Source organism: Streptomyces sp. NPDC046759, assembly GCF_040645475.1.
GTDB lineage: Bacteria > Actinomycetota > Actinomycetes > Streptomycetales > Streptomycetaceae > Streptomyces.
Genome location: NZ_JBEYYJ010000019.1, coordinates 43,698 through 58,095, shown reverse-complemented (window position 1 = coordinate 58,095; position 14,398 = coordinate 43,698). Strand labels below are relative to the sequence as shown.

Here is a 14,398-nt window from a genome sequence, read left to right as displayed (position 1 = left end):
GTGAGTGTGCTCGACGAGATCATCGACGGAGTCCGTGCCGACCTCGCGGAGCGGCAGGCACGCGTCAGCCTCGACGAGCTCAAGGAGCGCGCGGCCAAGGCCCCCGCCGCCAAGGACGGGGTGGCCGCGCTCAAGGGCGACGGCGTCAAGGTGATCTGCGAGGTCAAGCGCTCCAGCCCCTCCAAGGGCGCGTTGGCCGCGATCGCCGACCCGGCCGGGCTGGCAGCGGACTACGAGGCGGGCGGCGCGGCCGTCATCTCCGTCCTCACCGAACAGCGCCGCTTCGGCGGCTCGCTGGCCGATCTGGAGGCCGTGCGCGCGCGCGTGGACATCCCGGTGCTCCGCAAGGACTTCATCGTCACCTCCTACCAGCTGTGGGAGGCCCGGGCGTACGGCGCCGACCTCGCGCTGCTGATCGTGGCCGCCCTGGACCAGCCGGCCCTGGAGTCGCTGATCGAGCGTGCGGTGTCGATCGGCCTGACCCCGCTGGTCGAGGTGCACGACGAGGACGAGGTCGAGCGGGCCGTGGACGCGGGCGCCAAGGTCATCGGCGTCAACGCGCGCAACCTGAAGACGCTCGAGGTGGACCGCGGCACGTTCGAGCGGGTCGCGCCGGAGATCCCGGACCACCTCGTCAAGGTCGCCGAGTCCGGCGTCCGCGGCCCGCACGACTTGATCGCCTACGCCAACGCGGGCGCCGACGCGGTGCTCGTCGGCGAGTCCCTGGTCACCGGCCGCGACCCCAGGACCGCCGTCTCCGACCTGGTCGCCGCGGGCGAGCACCCCGCGCTGCGGCACGGGCGGGGCTGAGCGCCGGTAGGCTGACACCGATGACTCTCACCGTGACGACCGTCGACCGGTACGCCCGCCTGGCGCGGGGCTGCCGGCCGCGGGGCTGCCGTGCGCCGGCGCGGCGCGTGCACGGCCGTCGCGTGCGCTATGTCATCGGTGACGAGCCGGGACAGGTGAACGGACGCCGATGGCAGCGCGCCCTGCAGGGGCGCGGGGAACTGCGCGACCGGCCGCACACGGCCTGAGGTCGTCCACCGAACTCCGCCCCCACGGCGAAACAGTGTCTTTTCACACGCACTCACCGTGAGGTTCCGGCATGCCCAGCGATTTCTTCTTCCCTGACCCCGAGGGGCAAGTCCCCACCGCCGAAGGCTATTTCGGCGTCTTCGGCGGCAAGTTCATCCCGGAGGCCCTCGTCGCCGCCGTGGACGAGGTCGCCGTCGAGTACGACAAGGCCAAGGCCGACCCCGAGTTCGCCCGCGAACTCGACGACCTGCTCGTCCACTACACCGGCCGGCCCAGTTCCCTGACCGAGGTGCCGAGGTTCGCCGAACACGCCGGCGGTGCCCGGGTGTTCCTCAAGCGCGAGGACCTCAACCACACCGGCTCCCACAAGATCAACAACGTCCTCGGCCAGGCCCTGCTCACCAAGAGGATGGGCAAGACCCGGGTCATCGCCGAGACGGGCGCCGGCCAGCACGGCGTCGCCACCGCCACCGCCTGCGCGCTGTTCGGCCTCGACTGCACCATCTACATGGGCGAGGTCGACACCAAGCGCCAGGCCCTGAACGTGGCCCGCATGCGCATGCTCGGCGCCGAGGTCATCGCCGTGAAGTCCGGCAGCCGCACCCTGAAGGACGCCATCAACGAGGCGTTCCGCGACTGGGTCGCCAACGTGGAGTACACCCACTATCTGTTCGGGACCGTCGCCGGCCCGCACCCGTTCCCGGCCATGGTGCGCGACTTCCACCGCGTGATCGGTGTGGAGGCACGGCGGCAGCTGCTGGAACGCGCCGGGCGCCTTCCCGACGCCGCCGTCGCCTGCGTCGGCGGCGGCTCCAACGCCATCGGCCTCTTCCACGCCTTCATCCCCGACGAGGGCGTCCGCCTCATCGGCTGCGAGCCGGCGGGACACGGCATCGAGACCGGCGAGCACGCGGCCACCCTGACCGCGGGCGAGCCCGGCATCCTGCACGGCTCCCGTTCCTACGTGCTGCAGGACGAGGAAGGCCAGATCACCGAGCCGTACTCGATCTCGGCGGGCCTGGACTACCCGGGCATCGGCCCCGAGCACTCGTACCTCAAGGACTCGGGCCGCGGTGAGTACCGCGCGATCACGGACGACGCGGCCATGCAGGCCCTGCGTCTGCTGTCCCGCACCGAGGGCATCATCCCGGCCATCGAGAGCGCCCACGCCCTCGCCGGCGCCCTGGAGGTCGGCAAGGAGCTCGGCAGGGACGGCCTGATCGTCGTCAACCTGTCCGGCCGCGGCGACAAGGACATGGACACCGCCGCCCGCTACTTCGGCCTGTACGACACCGACGCCGAGGTGGCCGCGGACCAAGCCGACACCGCCGAGATCGAGGGGGACGCCAAGTGACCGGGAACATCCAGCTGCTGACCGACACCCTCGCGAGGGCGAAGGCCGAGGGCCGGTCCGCGCTCATCGCCTACCTCCCGGCCGGGTTCCCGACGGTGGACGGCGGCATCCAGGCGATCAACGCCGTCTTCGAGGGCGGGGCGGACGTGGTGGAGGTGGGGCTGCCGCACAGCGACCCCGTCCTCGACGGCCCGGTCATCCAGACCGCCGACGACATCGCACTGCGCGGCGGCGTCAAGATCGCCGACGTGATGCGCACGGTCCGTGAGACGTACGAGGCGACCGGCAAGCCCGTGCTCGTCATGACCTACTGGAACCCCATCGACCGCTACGGCGTCGAGCGTTTCACCGCGGAGCTGGCCGAGGCGGGCGGTGCCGGCTGCATCCTGCCCGACCTGCCCGTCCAGGAGTCGGCGCTGTGGCGGGAGCACGCCGACAAGCACGGCCTCGCGACCGTTTTCGTCGTGGCGCCGAGCAGCAAGGACGAGCGGCTCGCCCAGATCACCGCGGCGGGCAGCGGCTTCGTCTACGCGGCCTCGCTGATGGGTGTCACCGGCACCCGCGAATCCGTCGGCGCGCAGGCCCAGAACCTGGTCGGACGCACCCGCGCGACCGGCACCGGCCTGCCCGTCTGCGTGGGACTCGGCGTCTCCAACCAGGCGCAGGCCGCCGAGGTCGCCGGCTTCGCCGACGGCGTCATCGTCGGCTCCGCCTTCGTGAAGCGGATGCTGGACGCACCCGACCACGCGGCGGGCCTCGAGGCGGTCCGCGAGCTGGCCGAGGAGCTGGCGAAGGGCGTACGCGGCCAGGCGTGACCGCAGGTCACTGCCCCTGTCGGAAAATTCGCTCAGAATATTCGGTCACTCGAACGAGTGGACCTCGGGCCGGGGAGGCGCGCTGCGCCTCCCCGGTTCGTTCTGGGGGTGTGAGCGAGAAGAACCATGACGGAAAGCGCACCGCCCGGGAGCGGCTGGCGGTCGAGCGCGAGAAGCAGAAGGCCGCGGACAAGCGGCGGCGCACGCTGATCGTGGGGGCGAGCATCGTCTGCGTCCTGGGCCTTGCGGCGGTGATCGGCGTGATCGCCGCGAACGCCGGCAAGAAGGGCGGCGAAAAGGCGGGCCCGGTGGTGGCGCCCTCGGGCGCGCAGGGCAAGGACAGCCTCGCCGTCCCGGTCGGCAAGGACAACGCCAGGTCGACGCTCACCATCTGGGAGGACGTCCGCTGCCCGGCCTGCCAGGCCTTCGAGGTCGCCTACCGCCCGACGCTCCACCAACTGGCCGACTCCGGCAAGCTCAGGATCCAGTACCACCTGGTCCGGCTGATCGACGGCAACCTCCACGGCACCGGCTCCCTGCGCGGAGCCAACGCCGCGGCCTGCGCCCAGGACGCCGGAAAGTTCCGCGAGTACCACGACGTGCTGTACGCGAACCAGCCCAAGGAGACCGACGACGCGTTCGCCGACAACGCCAAGCTGATCGAGCTGGCCGGCAAGGTCCCCGGTCTGGACACGCCCGCCTTCCAGAAGTGCGTCAAGGACGGCACCCACGACAGCTGGGTCGACAAGTCCCACAAGGCCTTCCAGCGCGGCGGCTTCACCGGCACGCCCACCGTCCTGCTCAACGGCAAGAACATCTACGAGGACCAGACCATGACCCCGGCCAAGCTCAAGCAGATGGTCGAGGCGGCCGACCGCGGGTGAGGACCTTCACTCGGCCGCCGGTTTTTCTCACACCCCCGTTATGGACCCGTAGCCGGGCTGCTTGCCGTCCCCACGGCCCGGCACGGTAGCGTCGGACCTGCCATGGAACTTGCCTACATTCCCAGCCCGTCGCGCGGGGTGCTGTATCTCGGCCCCATCCCGCTGCGCGGCTACGCCTTCTGCATCATCATCGGCGTCTTCGTCGCCGTCTGGCTCGGCAACAAGCGCTGGATCGCTCGCGGCGGGCGGCCCGGCACGGTCGCCGACATCGCGGTCTGGGCTGTGCCGTTCGGCCTGGTCGGCGGCCGGCTGTACCACGTGATCACGGACTACGAGCTGTACTTCAGCCCGGGCCGTGACTGGGTGGACGCCTTCAAGGTGTGGCAGGGCGGCCTCGGCATCTGGGGCGCGATCGCGCTCGGCGCGCTCGGCGCGTGGATCGGTGCGCGGCGCCGGGGCATCCCGATGCCCGCGTACGCCGACGCCGTCGCGCCCGGCATCGCCTTCGCGCAGGCGATCGGCCGCTGGGGCAACTGGTTCAACCAGGAGCTGTACGGCCGCGAGACCCATGTGCCCTGGGCCCTGCACATCACCTCCTCCGAGGGCGGCCGGGTGCCGGGCTACTACCACCCGACCTTCCTGTACGAGTCCCTGTGGTGCATCGGCGTGGCCCTGCTGGTCATCTGGGCCGACCGCCGTTTCAAGCTGGGCCACGGCCGGGCGTTCGCCCTGTACGTCGCCGCGTACTGCGTGGGCCGCGGCTGGATCGAGTACATGCGCGTGGACGACGCGCACCACATCCTGGGGCTCCGCCTGAACGACTGGACCGCGCTGCTCGTGTTCCTGCTGGCGGTGACGTACATGGTGGTCTCGTCGAAGATGCGGCCAGGTCGCGAAGCCGTGGTCGAGCCCGGCGCCCACGAGGAAGTGCGCGGCGACGAGCCGGACACTGCCGCCGGGGCGGAGGACAAGGGCGAGGACAGGGCCGAGGACGAGCCCGGGGACAGGGCCGAGGACGAGCCCGGGGACAAGGGCGAGAACAGGGCTGAGGTCAAGCCGCAGGCCGAGGACGGGGCCGAGGCCGAGCCGGGTCCCGTTGCGGCGAAGGACGAGGCCGGGTCGGCGACGAAGAAGAGCTGACCGCCGGCTGCAGGACGAGGGCGCCCGGAGTTCCTCCGGGCGCCCTCGTCGCGTTGCGGATCACTTCCGGCGTGCCAGCGACAGCGTCCGCCGGGCCGTCGCGACCACCGCCGCGTCGACGAACCGGCCGTCGGGGAGGGCCTGGGCGCCCTCCTCCGCGGCGGCCGCCTTCAGGATCGTCTCCGCGTGTTCGATCTCCGCCGGGGTCGGCAGATAGGCCCGTTCGATCACCGGGAGCTGCCGGGGATGGATGGCCGCCCGGCCCAGGAAGCCGAGGGCGCGGCCGTGGGCGCAGGAGGCGGCGAGGCCGTCCAGATCGCGGATGTCGGGGTGGACCGACTGCGCCGGCGGCGCGAGACCGGCCGCACGGGCGGCGACGATCACCCGCGAGCGCGGCCAGTCGAGGCCCGCCTCGGCCTGCACCCCGAGGTCGGCCCGCAGATCCGCCTCGCCGAGGGCGATGCCCCGCAGGGCGGGGTGCGCGGTGGCGATGGCGTGGGCCCGCTCGATGGCGAGGGCCGTCTCCAGCAGGGCGTACAGCGGCAGCGGGGCGGCCGCGGCGACCCGTGCGATCTGCTCCGGGGCGCTCACCTTGGGCAGCCGCAGGCCCGACACGCCGGGCAGCGTGGCCAGGGCGGCCAGGTCGTCGGCCGCCCAGGGGCTGTCCGGGGCGTTGAGGCGGACGTGCACCGGGACCGGCTGGCGTGCGCTGAGAAGGTCGGCGGTGGCCGAGCGGGCGTACGCCTTCCGGTCCGGGGCGACGGCGTCCTCCAGGTCGATCACCACCACGTCCGCGCCCGCGACCAGCGCCTTGGCCACCACGTGCGGCCGGTCGCCGGGTACGTAGAGCCAGGTGAGCGGGGCGCGGGTCACAGTGCGCCCTCCGTGCGCAGGGCGGCGATGTCGGCCCGGGTGAGACCCAGCTCGGTGAGCACGGCCTCGGTGTCGGCGCCGTGCGGACGGCCGGCCCAGCGGATCGCGCCCGGGGTGGAGGAGAGCCGGAAGAGCACGTTCTGCATGCGCAGCGGGCCCAGTTCGGGGTCGTCGACGGTGGTGACCGTGTTCAGAGCCTGGTACTGGGGGTCGGCCAGCACGTCGCGGACGTCCTGGACGGGGGCCGCCGCGGCCTCCGCCTTCTCGAACGCCTCGAGGACCTCGCCGCGGGTGCGGGCGGCGATCCAGGAGCCGACCGCCGCGTCCAGGACGTCGGCGTGAGCGGCCCGGCCGGCGCCGGTGGCGAACCACGGCTCCTCGGTCAGCTCCGGGCGGCCCACCAGACGCATCACCCGCTCCGCGACCGACTGCGCGGAGGTGGAGACGGCGACCCACAGGCCGTCGGCGGTGCGGTAGGTGTTGCGCGGGGCGTTGTTCGCGGAGCGGTTCCCGGTGCGTCGCTGCACATGGCCCAGCTGGTCGTACCAGGTGGGGTGCGGGCCGAGGACCGCCAGGATAGGCTCGATGATCGCCATGTCGACGACCTGCCCGGCGCCGCTGCGCTCTCGCGCGGCCAGCGCGGTCAGCACGGCGTAGGCGGTCGCCAGGCCCGCGACCGAGTCCGCGAGACCGAAGGGCGGCAGCGTCGGCGGCGCGTCCGGCTCGCCGGTGATGGCGGCGAAGCCGCTCATCGCCTCGGCGAGGGTGCCGAAACCGGCGCGGTGCGCGTACGGGCCGTACTGGCCGAAGGCGGTGACGCGGGTGAGGACCAGCCGCGGATTGGCCGCGGACAGCTCCTCCCAGCCGAGGTCCCACCTCTCCAGGGTGCCGGGGCGGAAGTTCTCGATCACCACGTCGGCGCTTGCGGCGAGCCGGAGCAGGGTGGCACGGCCGCCGGAGGTGGACAGGTCCAGGGTGATGGTCCGCTTGTTGCGGCCGAGCACCTTCCACCACAGGCCGACGCCGCGTCTGGCCGGGCCGTGCCCGCGGGACGGGTCCGGCCGCCGCGGGTGCTCGACCTTGATGACGTCGGCGCCGAAGTCGCCGAGCAGCGTGGCGGCCAGCGGGCCCGCGAACAGCGTCGCCAGGTCCAGCACCCGCAGACCGGACAGGGGCGGTGCCGTCGTGCTCATGCGGTGAACCGGGCGTCGATCTCCGGGCGGTACGGCATCGACGTCGACGCCCCGGCCCGCTGGACCGAGATCGCCGCCGCGGCCGCCGCCCAGGACAGGGCCTCCCGTACCGGTTTCTCCTCGGCGAGGGCCACCGCGAGCGCGCCGACGAAGGTGTCCCCGGCGCCGGTGGAGTCGACGGCGGTCACCCTCGGCGCCGGGATCACCAGCGGCTCGGTGCCCCGCGCCAGATACAGGCTGCCCGTCGCACCGAGGGTGACGACGACCTCCGGCACCACGTCCAGCAGGGCGGCGGCGGCCTCGCGCGGATCGGTACGGCCGGTCAGGGTGACCGCCTCGTACTCGTTGGCCACCAACAGCTCGGTCGTGTCCAGGAGTTCCGGCGGAAGCGGCTGGGCGGGCGACGGGGTGAGGACCGTACGGACCCCGTGCCGGCGCGCCGCCTCGGCGCCCGCGACGACCGCGGCCAGCGGGATCTCCAGCTGCAGCAGCAGCGCGTCGGCGGAGGCGATCACCCCCTCGTCGCCGGGGGAGAGGTGGTCCACGGTGCCGTTCGCACCGGGGATGACGACGATGGAGTTGGCGCCCTCGTCGTCCACCACGATGTGCGCGGTGCCGGACGGGCCCTCGACCGTGCGCAGGAAGTCGGTGTCCACACCGGAGTGCTCGAGGGTGTCGCGCAGCCGCAGGCCGAAGGCGTCGTTGCCGACGGCGCCGATCATCGAGACGGTGGCACCGGCGCGGGCCGCGGCGATCGCCTGGTTGGCTCCCTTGCCGCCGGGGGTCGTACGGAACTCCCGTCCCGTCACCGTCTCGCCGCGCTGCGGGGCCTTCGTGACATAGGTGACGAGGTCCATGTTGGTGCTGCCGAGGACGACGATGTGGGTCATGAGCGGGTCGCCTCCAGGTGGGTGAGGTGGGCGAGGGTGTCGAAGCCGGTGCCGTCGAAGTCGGCGACGGTGCTGGCGAGCCGGTTCTTCAGGGGGGCCCGCCAGTGGTCGGGCAGGGCGGCGGGATCGCCCGCGAGCAGCCCCGCGATGCTGCCGGCCGTGGCGCCGACCGAGTCGGTGTCCCAACCGCCCGCCACCGCACGGGCGATGGAGCCGCCGAAGTCGCCGTCCGCGTGGGTGAGGGCGGCCGCGAGCAGGGCGGTGTTGGGGATGGCGTGCACCCAGTGGTGGGCGGCGGAGTAGCGGGCGTGGAGTTCGTCCGCGACGTCGTCGAAGTCCTCGCAGGACTCGGCCAGCCGGACGGCGTGGTCGACGGCCCGCGCGAGCCGGGAGCGGGGCGGGATCACCCGGCGGCCGGTGCTCAGGCAGGCGTGGACGTCGTGCTCGCCGGTGGCGGCGGTGGCGATGACGGCGGCCGCGAACATCGCCGCGTAGACGCCGTTGGCGGTGTGGGTGAGCACCGCGTCGCGGTACGCCTGCTCCGCGGCGGCGGCCGGGTCACCGGGATTCGTCCAGCCGTGCACGTCGGCGCGGATCAGGGCGCCGATCCACTCGCGGAAGGGATTGCGGTGGCGGGCCGTGTGCGGGGGTTCGATGCCGCTGAGCAGATTGCGGTAGGCGATGCGTTCGGCGGTGAAGGTGCGGCCGGGCGGGAGTTCGTCCAGCCAGAGCCGCGCCACGTCCGCGGTGGTGAAGCCCCTGCCGTGGCGTTGGAGGAGAAGGAGGTCGAGGAGGGGGTGGTCGAGGTCGTCGTCCTCGGGCATGCCGTCGATGTTCTCGGCGAGGGAGGTGGCGGCCGAGCGGCGGTTCCAGGGATGGGCGGCGAGGAGGTCCGCCGGGACGCCGCGTGCCGTGAAGTAGCCGGTGAGGGGCCAGTTCCCGGCCGCCCGGGCGAGGGCACGGATGCCGTCCAGGGGGAGCTTTTCGACGGGCTTGCCGAGGAGACAGCCGATGGCACGGCCCAGCCAGGCGGCTTCGAGGGCGGCCGGGAATCGCTCCGAAGGGGCGCGCGGCGAGAGATCGCGTGGCTCCGACGCGTGGGCGCGGACGGCCACGTCCGGCCCGCCGCCGCGTGACGGCGGTTCGCCGCAGTTCGCAGGCACCGGCCAGTCGGCGCACAGGGACCTGATGCGGGCGAGGTCCGTCGGCTCGTCCTCGGACAGCGCACTGGGGAGGTCGGCCAGTTCGTCCAGCAGGTCCTCCGCGAGGAGACGCAGATAGCGGGACGCCCGGTGCGGGGACGCTCCCGCGCGGGACGGCGCTTCCAGGCCGCCCGCCGCCCGCCATCTCGCCTCGATCCGGGACGGTTCCCGCCCGTCCAGCCGGGCCTGGCGGAGCTCGTGGCCCAGCAGGTCCTCCGGCTGGACCCAGGTCAGTCGGAGCATGCGGCGCCTCCGAGAGCCGTGAACGCCCGCTCGTGGGCCCGTCGCCGGCGTACGTCCCGCCGGAAGACCTCGCGCGCGACCTCGCCGAGCGTGCGGGCGGGCTCCCACAGGTCCAGTCGGCTGGCCTCCGCCACCGTCTTCGCCCAGTCCTCGGGGACGGGCGAGCCGAGGGCACCCGCGAGGGCACCGGCCATCGTGGCGATCGAGTCGCAGTCGCGGCCGTAATTGACCGCGCCGAGCACGGCGTGCCGGTAGTCGCCGCCGGACACCAGCAGCATGCCGAGTGCGACGGGCAGTTCCTCGATCGCATGCAGCCGGGAGGGGCGGCGGGCGGCCAGGGAGGGGGCGCGGTAGTCCGGACCGACGGTGTCGTACGGGGCCACCGCCGCGCGCAGCGGTCGTAGCGCGGACTCGAAATCCCGGTGCCGCACGGCCACTTCGCAGACCTTCTCGATGGCCTCGCGTGTGCCGTCCTTCGCCAGGGACAGACAGGCGGCGACGACCGAGTCCGGGGTCGCGCCCGGTGTCGCGGCGGCGGCGACGGCCGCGGCGAGGACACCGGCCGCCTCACGGCCGTACGACGACTGGTGCGCACCGGCGACGTCCAGCGCCTCGGCGTAGGCGGCGGCCGGGTCGGCCGCGTTGACCAGGCCGACCGGGGCCATGTACATCGCCGCACCGCAGTTGACGATGTTGCCGACGCCCGCCTCCCGGGGGTCGGCATGGCCGTAGGCCAGCCGGGCCACGAGCCACTTCTCGGCGAGGAAGAGGCGGTGCAGGGGCAGGGCCTCGGCCTCCAGCTCCGGGATCCAGCGCGGGTTCGTCATCAGGTCCGGGACCAGGTGCTCGGCGACGGCGTACGCGTCGAGGTGGTCGCGGACGCGGGCGTACACCCGGATCAGCGCGTGGGTCATCAAGGTGTCGTCGGTGACGTGGCCGTCGCCCTTGTGGTACGGGGCGATGGGGCGGGCGGTGCGCCAGGCGTCGCCGTCCCAGGGGCCGACGAAGCCGTGGATGCGGCCGCCGTGGCGCTCGGCGATGCGGTCGGGGTCGTAACCCTCGACCGGGCCGCCGAGGGCGTCGCCGACGGCGGCCCCGACCAGGGCGCCGGTGATCCGCTCGTCGAGCGTGTGCGCGGCAGCGTGTGGAGCTGGATCGTTTTCCGGTTCTTTGAGTCCTTTGGACTCTTTGGGGGTCATGCCCCGAATCATCCTCCTGGGCGGGCCGGTTGTGCGGCTTCCAGGAGTCCGGCGAGTTCCACCAGGTCGGTGCCGGTGAGACGGGGCAGGGCGCAGCCGGACAGGGTGCGGCAGGCGTCCCGCCAGGTCTGCGGGACGGCCGCGCCACCGCCGAGGGCCCCGGTGAGGGCGCCCGCGAGGGCGGGTGCGGAGTCGGCGACCCGGGACAGACAGGCGGCGGCGGGCACGGCCTCGGCGATACGGCCGCCGGCCGCGGTGGCCAGGGCGAGGGCGACCGGGACGGTCTCGGCGGCGGCGATGCCGTAGCTGTAGACGTGGTCGACGATCTGGTGCTCCAGGAGCGGGACCAGGGCGAAGGCGGAGTCGCTGTCCCGGGTGAGGGCGAGCGCGTGGCGGGCGTTGCGGCCGATCTCCGTGTCGGCCGGGAGTTCGGCGAGGGCGGCGGTCACACAGGTGTCCGTGCCGGCGTCGGCGAGGGCGAGTGCGAGGGCCGCGGCCATGGCCCGGGCGCCGTGCACACCGTCGCCGTCCTGGGTGTAGCGGGCGTCGAACTCGGCGAGGGCGGCGGCGCGTTCGGGGTCGCCGGGATGGGCGACGGCGAGGACGCAGGCGCGGACGCAGGCGGCGTCGTCGAAGTAGTGCGGGTTGTCGTGGCCGGTGGCGGGCGGGCGCAGGCCGGTGGCGAGGTTGCCGAGACCGGCGCGGACGGAGATGCGGGCGCGCAGGGGGAGCACGGCGGACTCGATCTCGGGTGCGCGGTCCGCCGCGGCGGCGACCTCCGCGGCCACGGCGGTCCAGGTGAGGTCGATGGCGGCGCGGGTACGGCGCTCCCGGCTGAGGTCGCCCAGGGCGTCGTCGTCGCCGGCGCGCAGCACGGCCTCCGCGGCGAAGGCCGCCCACTCGGCGTCGTCGGAGGGGCCGAGGCGGAGGGGCCCGGGGGGCTGGTTGAGGGCGATCGGCACGGGCAGCGTGGTGGTCGCGTTCTGTTCGGCGAAGGTGTCCAGTTCGCGGGTGAGGCGGCGGGTCCATTCGGGCATGCGGGCGGCGCGGTGGCGTGCGGCGGGCCAGCCGGCGGCGTCGCCCGCGGCGAGGCCGAGCAGGAGGCCCTCGATCCGGCGGGGTTTCATGGCCGGCCCTCCCTGTCCGCACCGACGAGGGGGTTCCGATCCCGGGGTCCGCTTTCGCCGGAGGCGGGCGTGAGGGGTGTGAGGTGTCCGGCCGGCCGGGCGGTGGGCGGGAGAGGAGGGGGAGGAAGGGGAGGGGGCGGCTCCGGGCATGGCACGGGCGGCAGCAGTCCCGGGAGGATCACCCCCGCCCCCCACTTCCCGCCCTCCTCGGGGACCAGCAGCTCGGCGATGTCCAGGACGTGGTGGCCGGCCATGGAGGGCAGGCAGCGCCCCCGGGCCGGGCCGATGGCCGCGGCCCAGTCGGGTGGGATCGCGGCGAGGCCCTGCGTCGCGCCGGCCAGGGCGCCGGCCACCGCCGCCGTCGTGTCCGCGTCGCGGCCCATGTTGACGGCCGTCAGGACGGCCTCCCGGAAGTCGCCGTCGGCCGCCGCGTACGCGCCGAAGGCGAGGGCGACCGCCTCGGGCGCCAGGTCGGTCCAGGGATAGCCGCCGATGACGACCGCGGAGCGGACCGCGCGCTCGCCGCGGTGGGCCACGGCGACCGCACGGCGCAGGGAGCGGGCCGTCCAGGAGTCCTCGGGGATCGCCGCCAGGGCGGAGGCGATCACCACCGGAACCCGGGCGCCGGCCATCGCCGCCGCGACCCCGGCCGCGACCGCCTGGCCACCGTAGATCCCCTCGCCCTCGTGGCTGATCGAGCCGTCGATCGCCGCCAGCCGGGCCGCTTCGGCGGGGCGGCCGCACGCGAAGACGCCGAACGGGGCGGCCCGCATCGCCAGGCCGTCGCTCCAGGCGTGCCGGTGCTGGGCCGAGATGGGCGCGGCGAGGCCACGGCGCAGGTTCTCCAGGGTGCCGCGCTCGCTGAAGCCCGCGCCCCGGAAGGGCCCCTCCGCGCGGTCGGCGATCCACTGGAGCCAGGCCGCCTCCACATGGGCGGGAGTGAGCGCCGAGCCGTGCCGGGCCAGCAGGAGGCCGGAGAAGATCGCGTACTCCGTGTCGTCCGTGCCGGAGGGGTTGTTTTCGACGTACCCGGTGATGCGGCCCCAGCGGGCGCGGATCTCGGACGGTCTGAGATTCTCCGCGGGTGCTCCCAGCGCGTCCCCGACGGCCAGGCCGAGCAGCGCGCCTCGGGCCCTGTCATGGAGTCCGGCGGGGCCGTCGGGCGTCGGGACCGGGGAAGTGCAGGCGATCGACGCCATGGGCGGCCTCCTTCAGCGGGCCCCCGAGGGGGACCACGAGACGCTTTGCGGATGTGTGCCACGGTGGGCGGCGGCGCGAGCCTCCGTGAGCACCGAGTCACCCGCTTGCCATCTGAGCAAGATCATGCACGGATGAGCAAAGTCAGGTAAAGGCGCAGGTAAGCCCAGCCTTTCCTTGCTGGCGGAAACAGGGGAAGGGGCGTAGGTTCTCTACCGTCGAAAAGTAGAACTCGTCCAAAGTTAGCTTTGGCTAAGCTATCCGGGGGCCCCACGTGGCGATCATCGAGACCCAGGCCGCGCTGCACGAGGCGCACCGTGACAACCACACGCACCGCGATGTCAACGGCGGCTGGCTGCGCCCCGCCGTCTTCGGCGCCATGGACGGACTCGTTTCCAACCTCGCCCTGATGACCGGTGTGGCCGGCGGTTCCGTGAGCCACCAGACCATTGTCATCACCGGACTCGCGGGGCTCGCCGCCGGCGCCTTCTCCATGGCGGCCGGCGAGTACACCTCGGTCGCCTCCCAGCGGGAGCTGGTCGAGGCCGAGCTCGATGTCGAGCGCCGTGAGCTGCGCAAGCACCCGCAGGACGAGGAGGACGAGCTCGCCGCGCTGTACGTCGCCCGCGGCGTGGAGCCGGACCTGGCCCGGGAGGTCGCGCGCCAGCTGTCCAAGGATCCCGAGCAGGCCCTGGAGATCCACGCCCGGGAGGAACTGGGCATCGACCCCGGTGACCTGCCCTCGCCGCTCGTCGCCGCCGTCTCCTCCTTCGGGTCCTTCGCCCTCGGTGCCCTGTTGCCCCTGCTGCCGTATCTGCTCGGCGCGACCGTGCTGTGGCCCGCCGTGCTGTTCGCCCTCGCCGGGCTCTTCGCCTGCGGTGCCGTCGTGGCCAAGGTGACCGCGCGCAGCTGGTGGTACAGCGGCCTCAGGCAGCTCGCCCTGGGCGGCGCCGCGGCCGGTGTGACGTACGCCCTGGGCACCCTGTTCGGAACGGCCGTAGGATAGCTACACTGGTACTTATGCATCGGGCCGCATAAGTAGCCGCCATCACCCGTTACTCGCTGGTTTCGACCGCGTGACCACCGGGCATGAGCCGTAAGCGCCGCGGGCAACGACGCCCGACGCACCCCCGCGGGATGAGTGAAGACGCTCCCCCCGCCCCCTTATCGGGCCGCCGGACGCCGGATCCGACCGATCTCGTCCGTACGGTCCCCCTTCATACGTGCGCCGTCACCGCGCGGC

The 14,398-nt window shown here is 73.5% G+C and carries 13 protein-coding genes and 1 pseudogene; 7 read left to right on the top strand and 7 right to left on the bottom strand.

Annotated features, from left to right (window positions below; genetic code table 11):
- From trpC to lgt, 6 genes are all read left to right on the top strand, one after another.
- Window positions 1–810 carry an indole-3-glycerol phosphate synthase TrpC gene (gene trpC / locus ABZ919_RS24620; protein WP_361251600.1) on the top strand — a complete coding sequence of 270 codons (810 nt, stop codon included), beginning with the start codon at window positions 1–3 and terminating at the stop codon, window positions 808–810.
- 20 nt (window positions 811–830) lie between these two features.
- On the top strand, window positions 831–1,037 hold the full coding sequence (locus ABZ919_RS24615; RefSeq protein ID WP_361251598.1) for a hypothetical protein: 207 nt from the start codon (window positions 831–833) through the stop codon (window positions 1,035–1,037).
- A 71-nt stretch (window positions 1,038–1,108) separates the two neighbouring features.
- Window positions 1,109–2,392: a tryptophan synthase subunit beta gene (gene trpB / locus ABZ919_RS24610; protein WP_361251595.1), complete on the top strand. Its 1,284-nt coding sequence runs from the start codon at window positions 1,109–1,111 to the stop codon at window positions 2,390–2,392.
- Window positions 2,389–3,207 (top strand): tryptophan synthase subunit alpha, encoded by an 819-nt coding sequence (gene trpA / locus ABZ919_RS24605; protein WP_361251592.1) that lies wholly within the window; start codon window positions 2,389–2,391, stop codon window positions 3,205–3,207. The genes trpB and trpA overlap by 4 nt, the downstream gene beginning before the upstream one ends.
- Window positions 3,208–3,317: 110 nt before the next feature.
- A complete protein-coding gene (locus ABZ919_RS24600; protein ID WP_361251589.1) occupies window positions 3,318–4,091 on the top strand; it encodes a thioredoxin domain-containing protein in 774 nt (257 codons plus the stop codon).
- 102 nt (window positions 4,092–4,193) lie between these two features.
- Window positions 4,194–5,231: a prolipoprotein diacylglyceryl transferase gene (lgt, locus tag ABZ919_RS24595; RefSeq protein ID WP_361251587.1), complete on the top strand. Its 1,038-nt coding sequence runs from the start codon at window positions 4,194–4,196 to the stop codon at window positions 5,229–5,231.
- Between the two features lie 60 nt (window positions 5,232–5,291).
- Here lgt and ABZ919_RS24590 read toward each other — a convergent pair whose 3' ends face one another.
- The 7 genes and pseudogenes from ABZ919_RS24590 to ABZ919_RS24560 all read right to left on the bottom strand — a co-directional run.
- Window positions 5,292–6,104 (bottom strand): CoA ester lyase, encoded by an 813-nt coding sequence (locus tag ABZ919_RS24590; protein WP_361251584.1) that lies wholly within the window; start codon window positions 6,102–6,104, stop codon window positions 5,292–5,294.
- The gene (locus ABZ919_RS24585) at window positions 6,101–7,297 is read right to left on the bottom strand and encodes a CoA transferase (RefSeq protein ID WP_361251581.1); all 1,197 of its coding nucleotides are present in this window, start codon (window positions 7,295–7,297) and stop codon (window positions 6,101–6,103) included. Before ABZ919_RS24585 ends, ABZ919_RS24590 begins: the two co-directional genes overlap by 4 nt.
- Complete coding sequence (gene rbsK, locus ABZ919_RS24580; RefSeq protein ID WP_361251578.1) at window positions 7,294–8,187, bottom strand: ribokinase; 894 nt, start codon at window positions 8,185–8,187, stop codon at window positions 7,294–7,296. Before rbsK ends, ABZ919_RS24585 begins: the two co-directional genes overlap by 4 nt.
- Window positions 8,184–9,632, bottom strand: coding sequence for an ADP-ribosylglycohydrolase family protein (locus ABZ919_RS24575; RefSeq protein WP_361251575.1), 1,449 nt, complete (start codon window positions 9,630–9,632; stop codon window positions 8,184–8,186). Before ABZ919_RS24575 ends, rbsK begins: the two co-directional genes overlap by 4 nt.
- Window positions 9,620–10,831, bottom strand: coding sequence for an ADP-ribosylglycohydrolase family protein (locus ABZ919_RS24570; RefSeq protein WP_361251572.1), 1,212 nt, complete (start codon window positions 10,829–10,831; stop codon window positions 9,620–9,622). The genes ABZ919_RS24575 and ABZ919_RS24570 overlap by 13 nt, the downstream gene beginning before the upstream one ends.
- Window positions 10,832–10,839: 8 nt before the next feature.
- Window positions 10,840–12,258: an ADP-ribosylglycohydrolase family protein gene (locus ABZ919_RS24565; protein ID WP_361251889.1), complete on the bottom strand. Its 1,419-nt coding sequence runs from the start codon at window positions 12,256–12,258 to the stop codon at window positions 10,840–10,842.
- Window positions 12,150–13,157, bottom strand: a pseudogene (locus tag ABZ919_RS24560) (ADP-ribosylglycohydrolase family protein); the annotation flags it as partial. The pseudogene ABZ919_RS24560 and the gene ABZ919_RS24565, both read right to left, overlap by 109 nt.
- Before the next feature lie 272 nt (window positions 13,158–13,429).
- Here ABZ919_RS24560 and ABZ919_RS24555 point away from each other — a divergent pair.
- Complete coding sequence (locus tag ABZ919_RS24555; protein ID WP_361251569.1) at window positions 13,430–14,161, top strand: VIT1/CCC1 transporter family protein; 732 nt, start codon at window positions 13,430–13,432, stop codon at window positions 14,159–14,161.
- Window positions 14,162–14,398 lie beyond the last annotated feature (237 nt).

What these genes read in the sequence shown, in the direction of transcription:
- ABZ919_RS24615 (WP_361251598.1), top strand. Translation starts at nt 831, where the DNA reads ATGACTCTCACCGTGACGACCGTCGACCGGTACGCCCGCCTGGCGCGG.
- rbsK (WP_361251578.1), bottom strand. Translation starts at nt 8,187, where the DNA reads ATGACCCACATCGTCGTCCTCGGCAGCACCAACATGGACCTCGTCACC.
- ABZ919_RS24570 (WP_361251572.1), bottom strand. Translation starts at nt 10,831, where the DNA reads ATGACCCCCAAAGAGTCCAAAGGACTCAAAGAACCGGAAAACGATCCA.
- trpB (WP_361251595.1), top strand. Translation starts at nt 1,109, where the DNA reads ATGCCCAGCGATTTCTTCTTCCCTGACCCCGAGGGGCAAGTCCCCACC.
- lgt (WP_361251587.1), top strand. Translation starts at nt 4,194, where the DNA reads ATGGAACTTGCCTACATTCCCAGCCCGTCGCGCGGGGTGCTGTATCTC.
- ABZ919_RS24575 (WP_361251575.1), bottom strand. Translation starts at nt 9,632, where the DNA reads ATGCTCCGACTGACCTGGGTCCAGCCGGAGGACCTGCTGGGCCACGAG.
- ABZ919_RS24585 (WP_361251581.1), bottom strand. Translation starts at nt 7,297, where the DNA reads ATGAGCACGACGGCACCGCCCCTGTCCGGTCTGCGGGTGCTGGACCTG.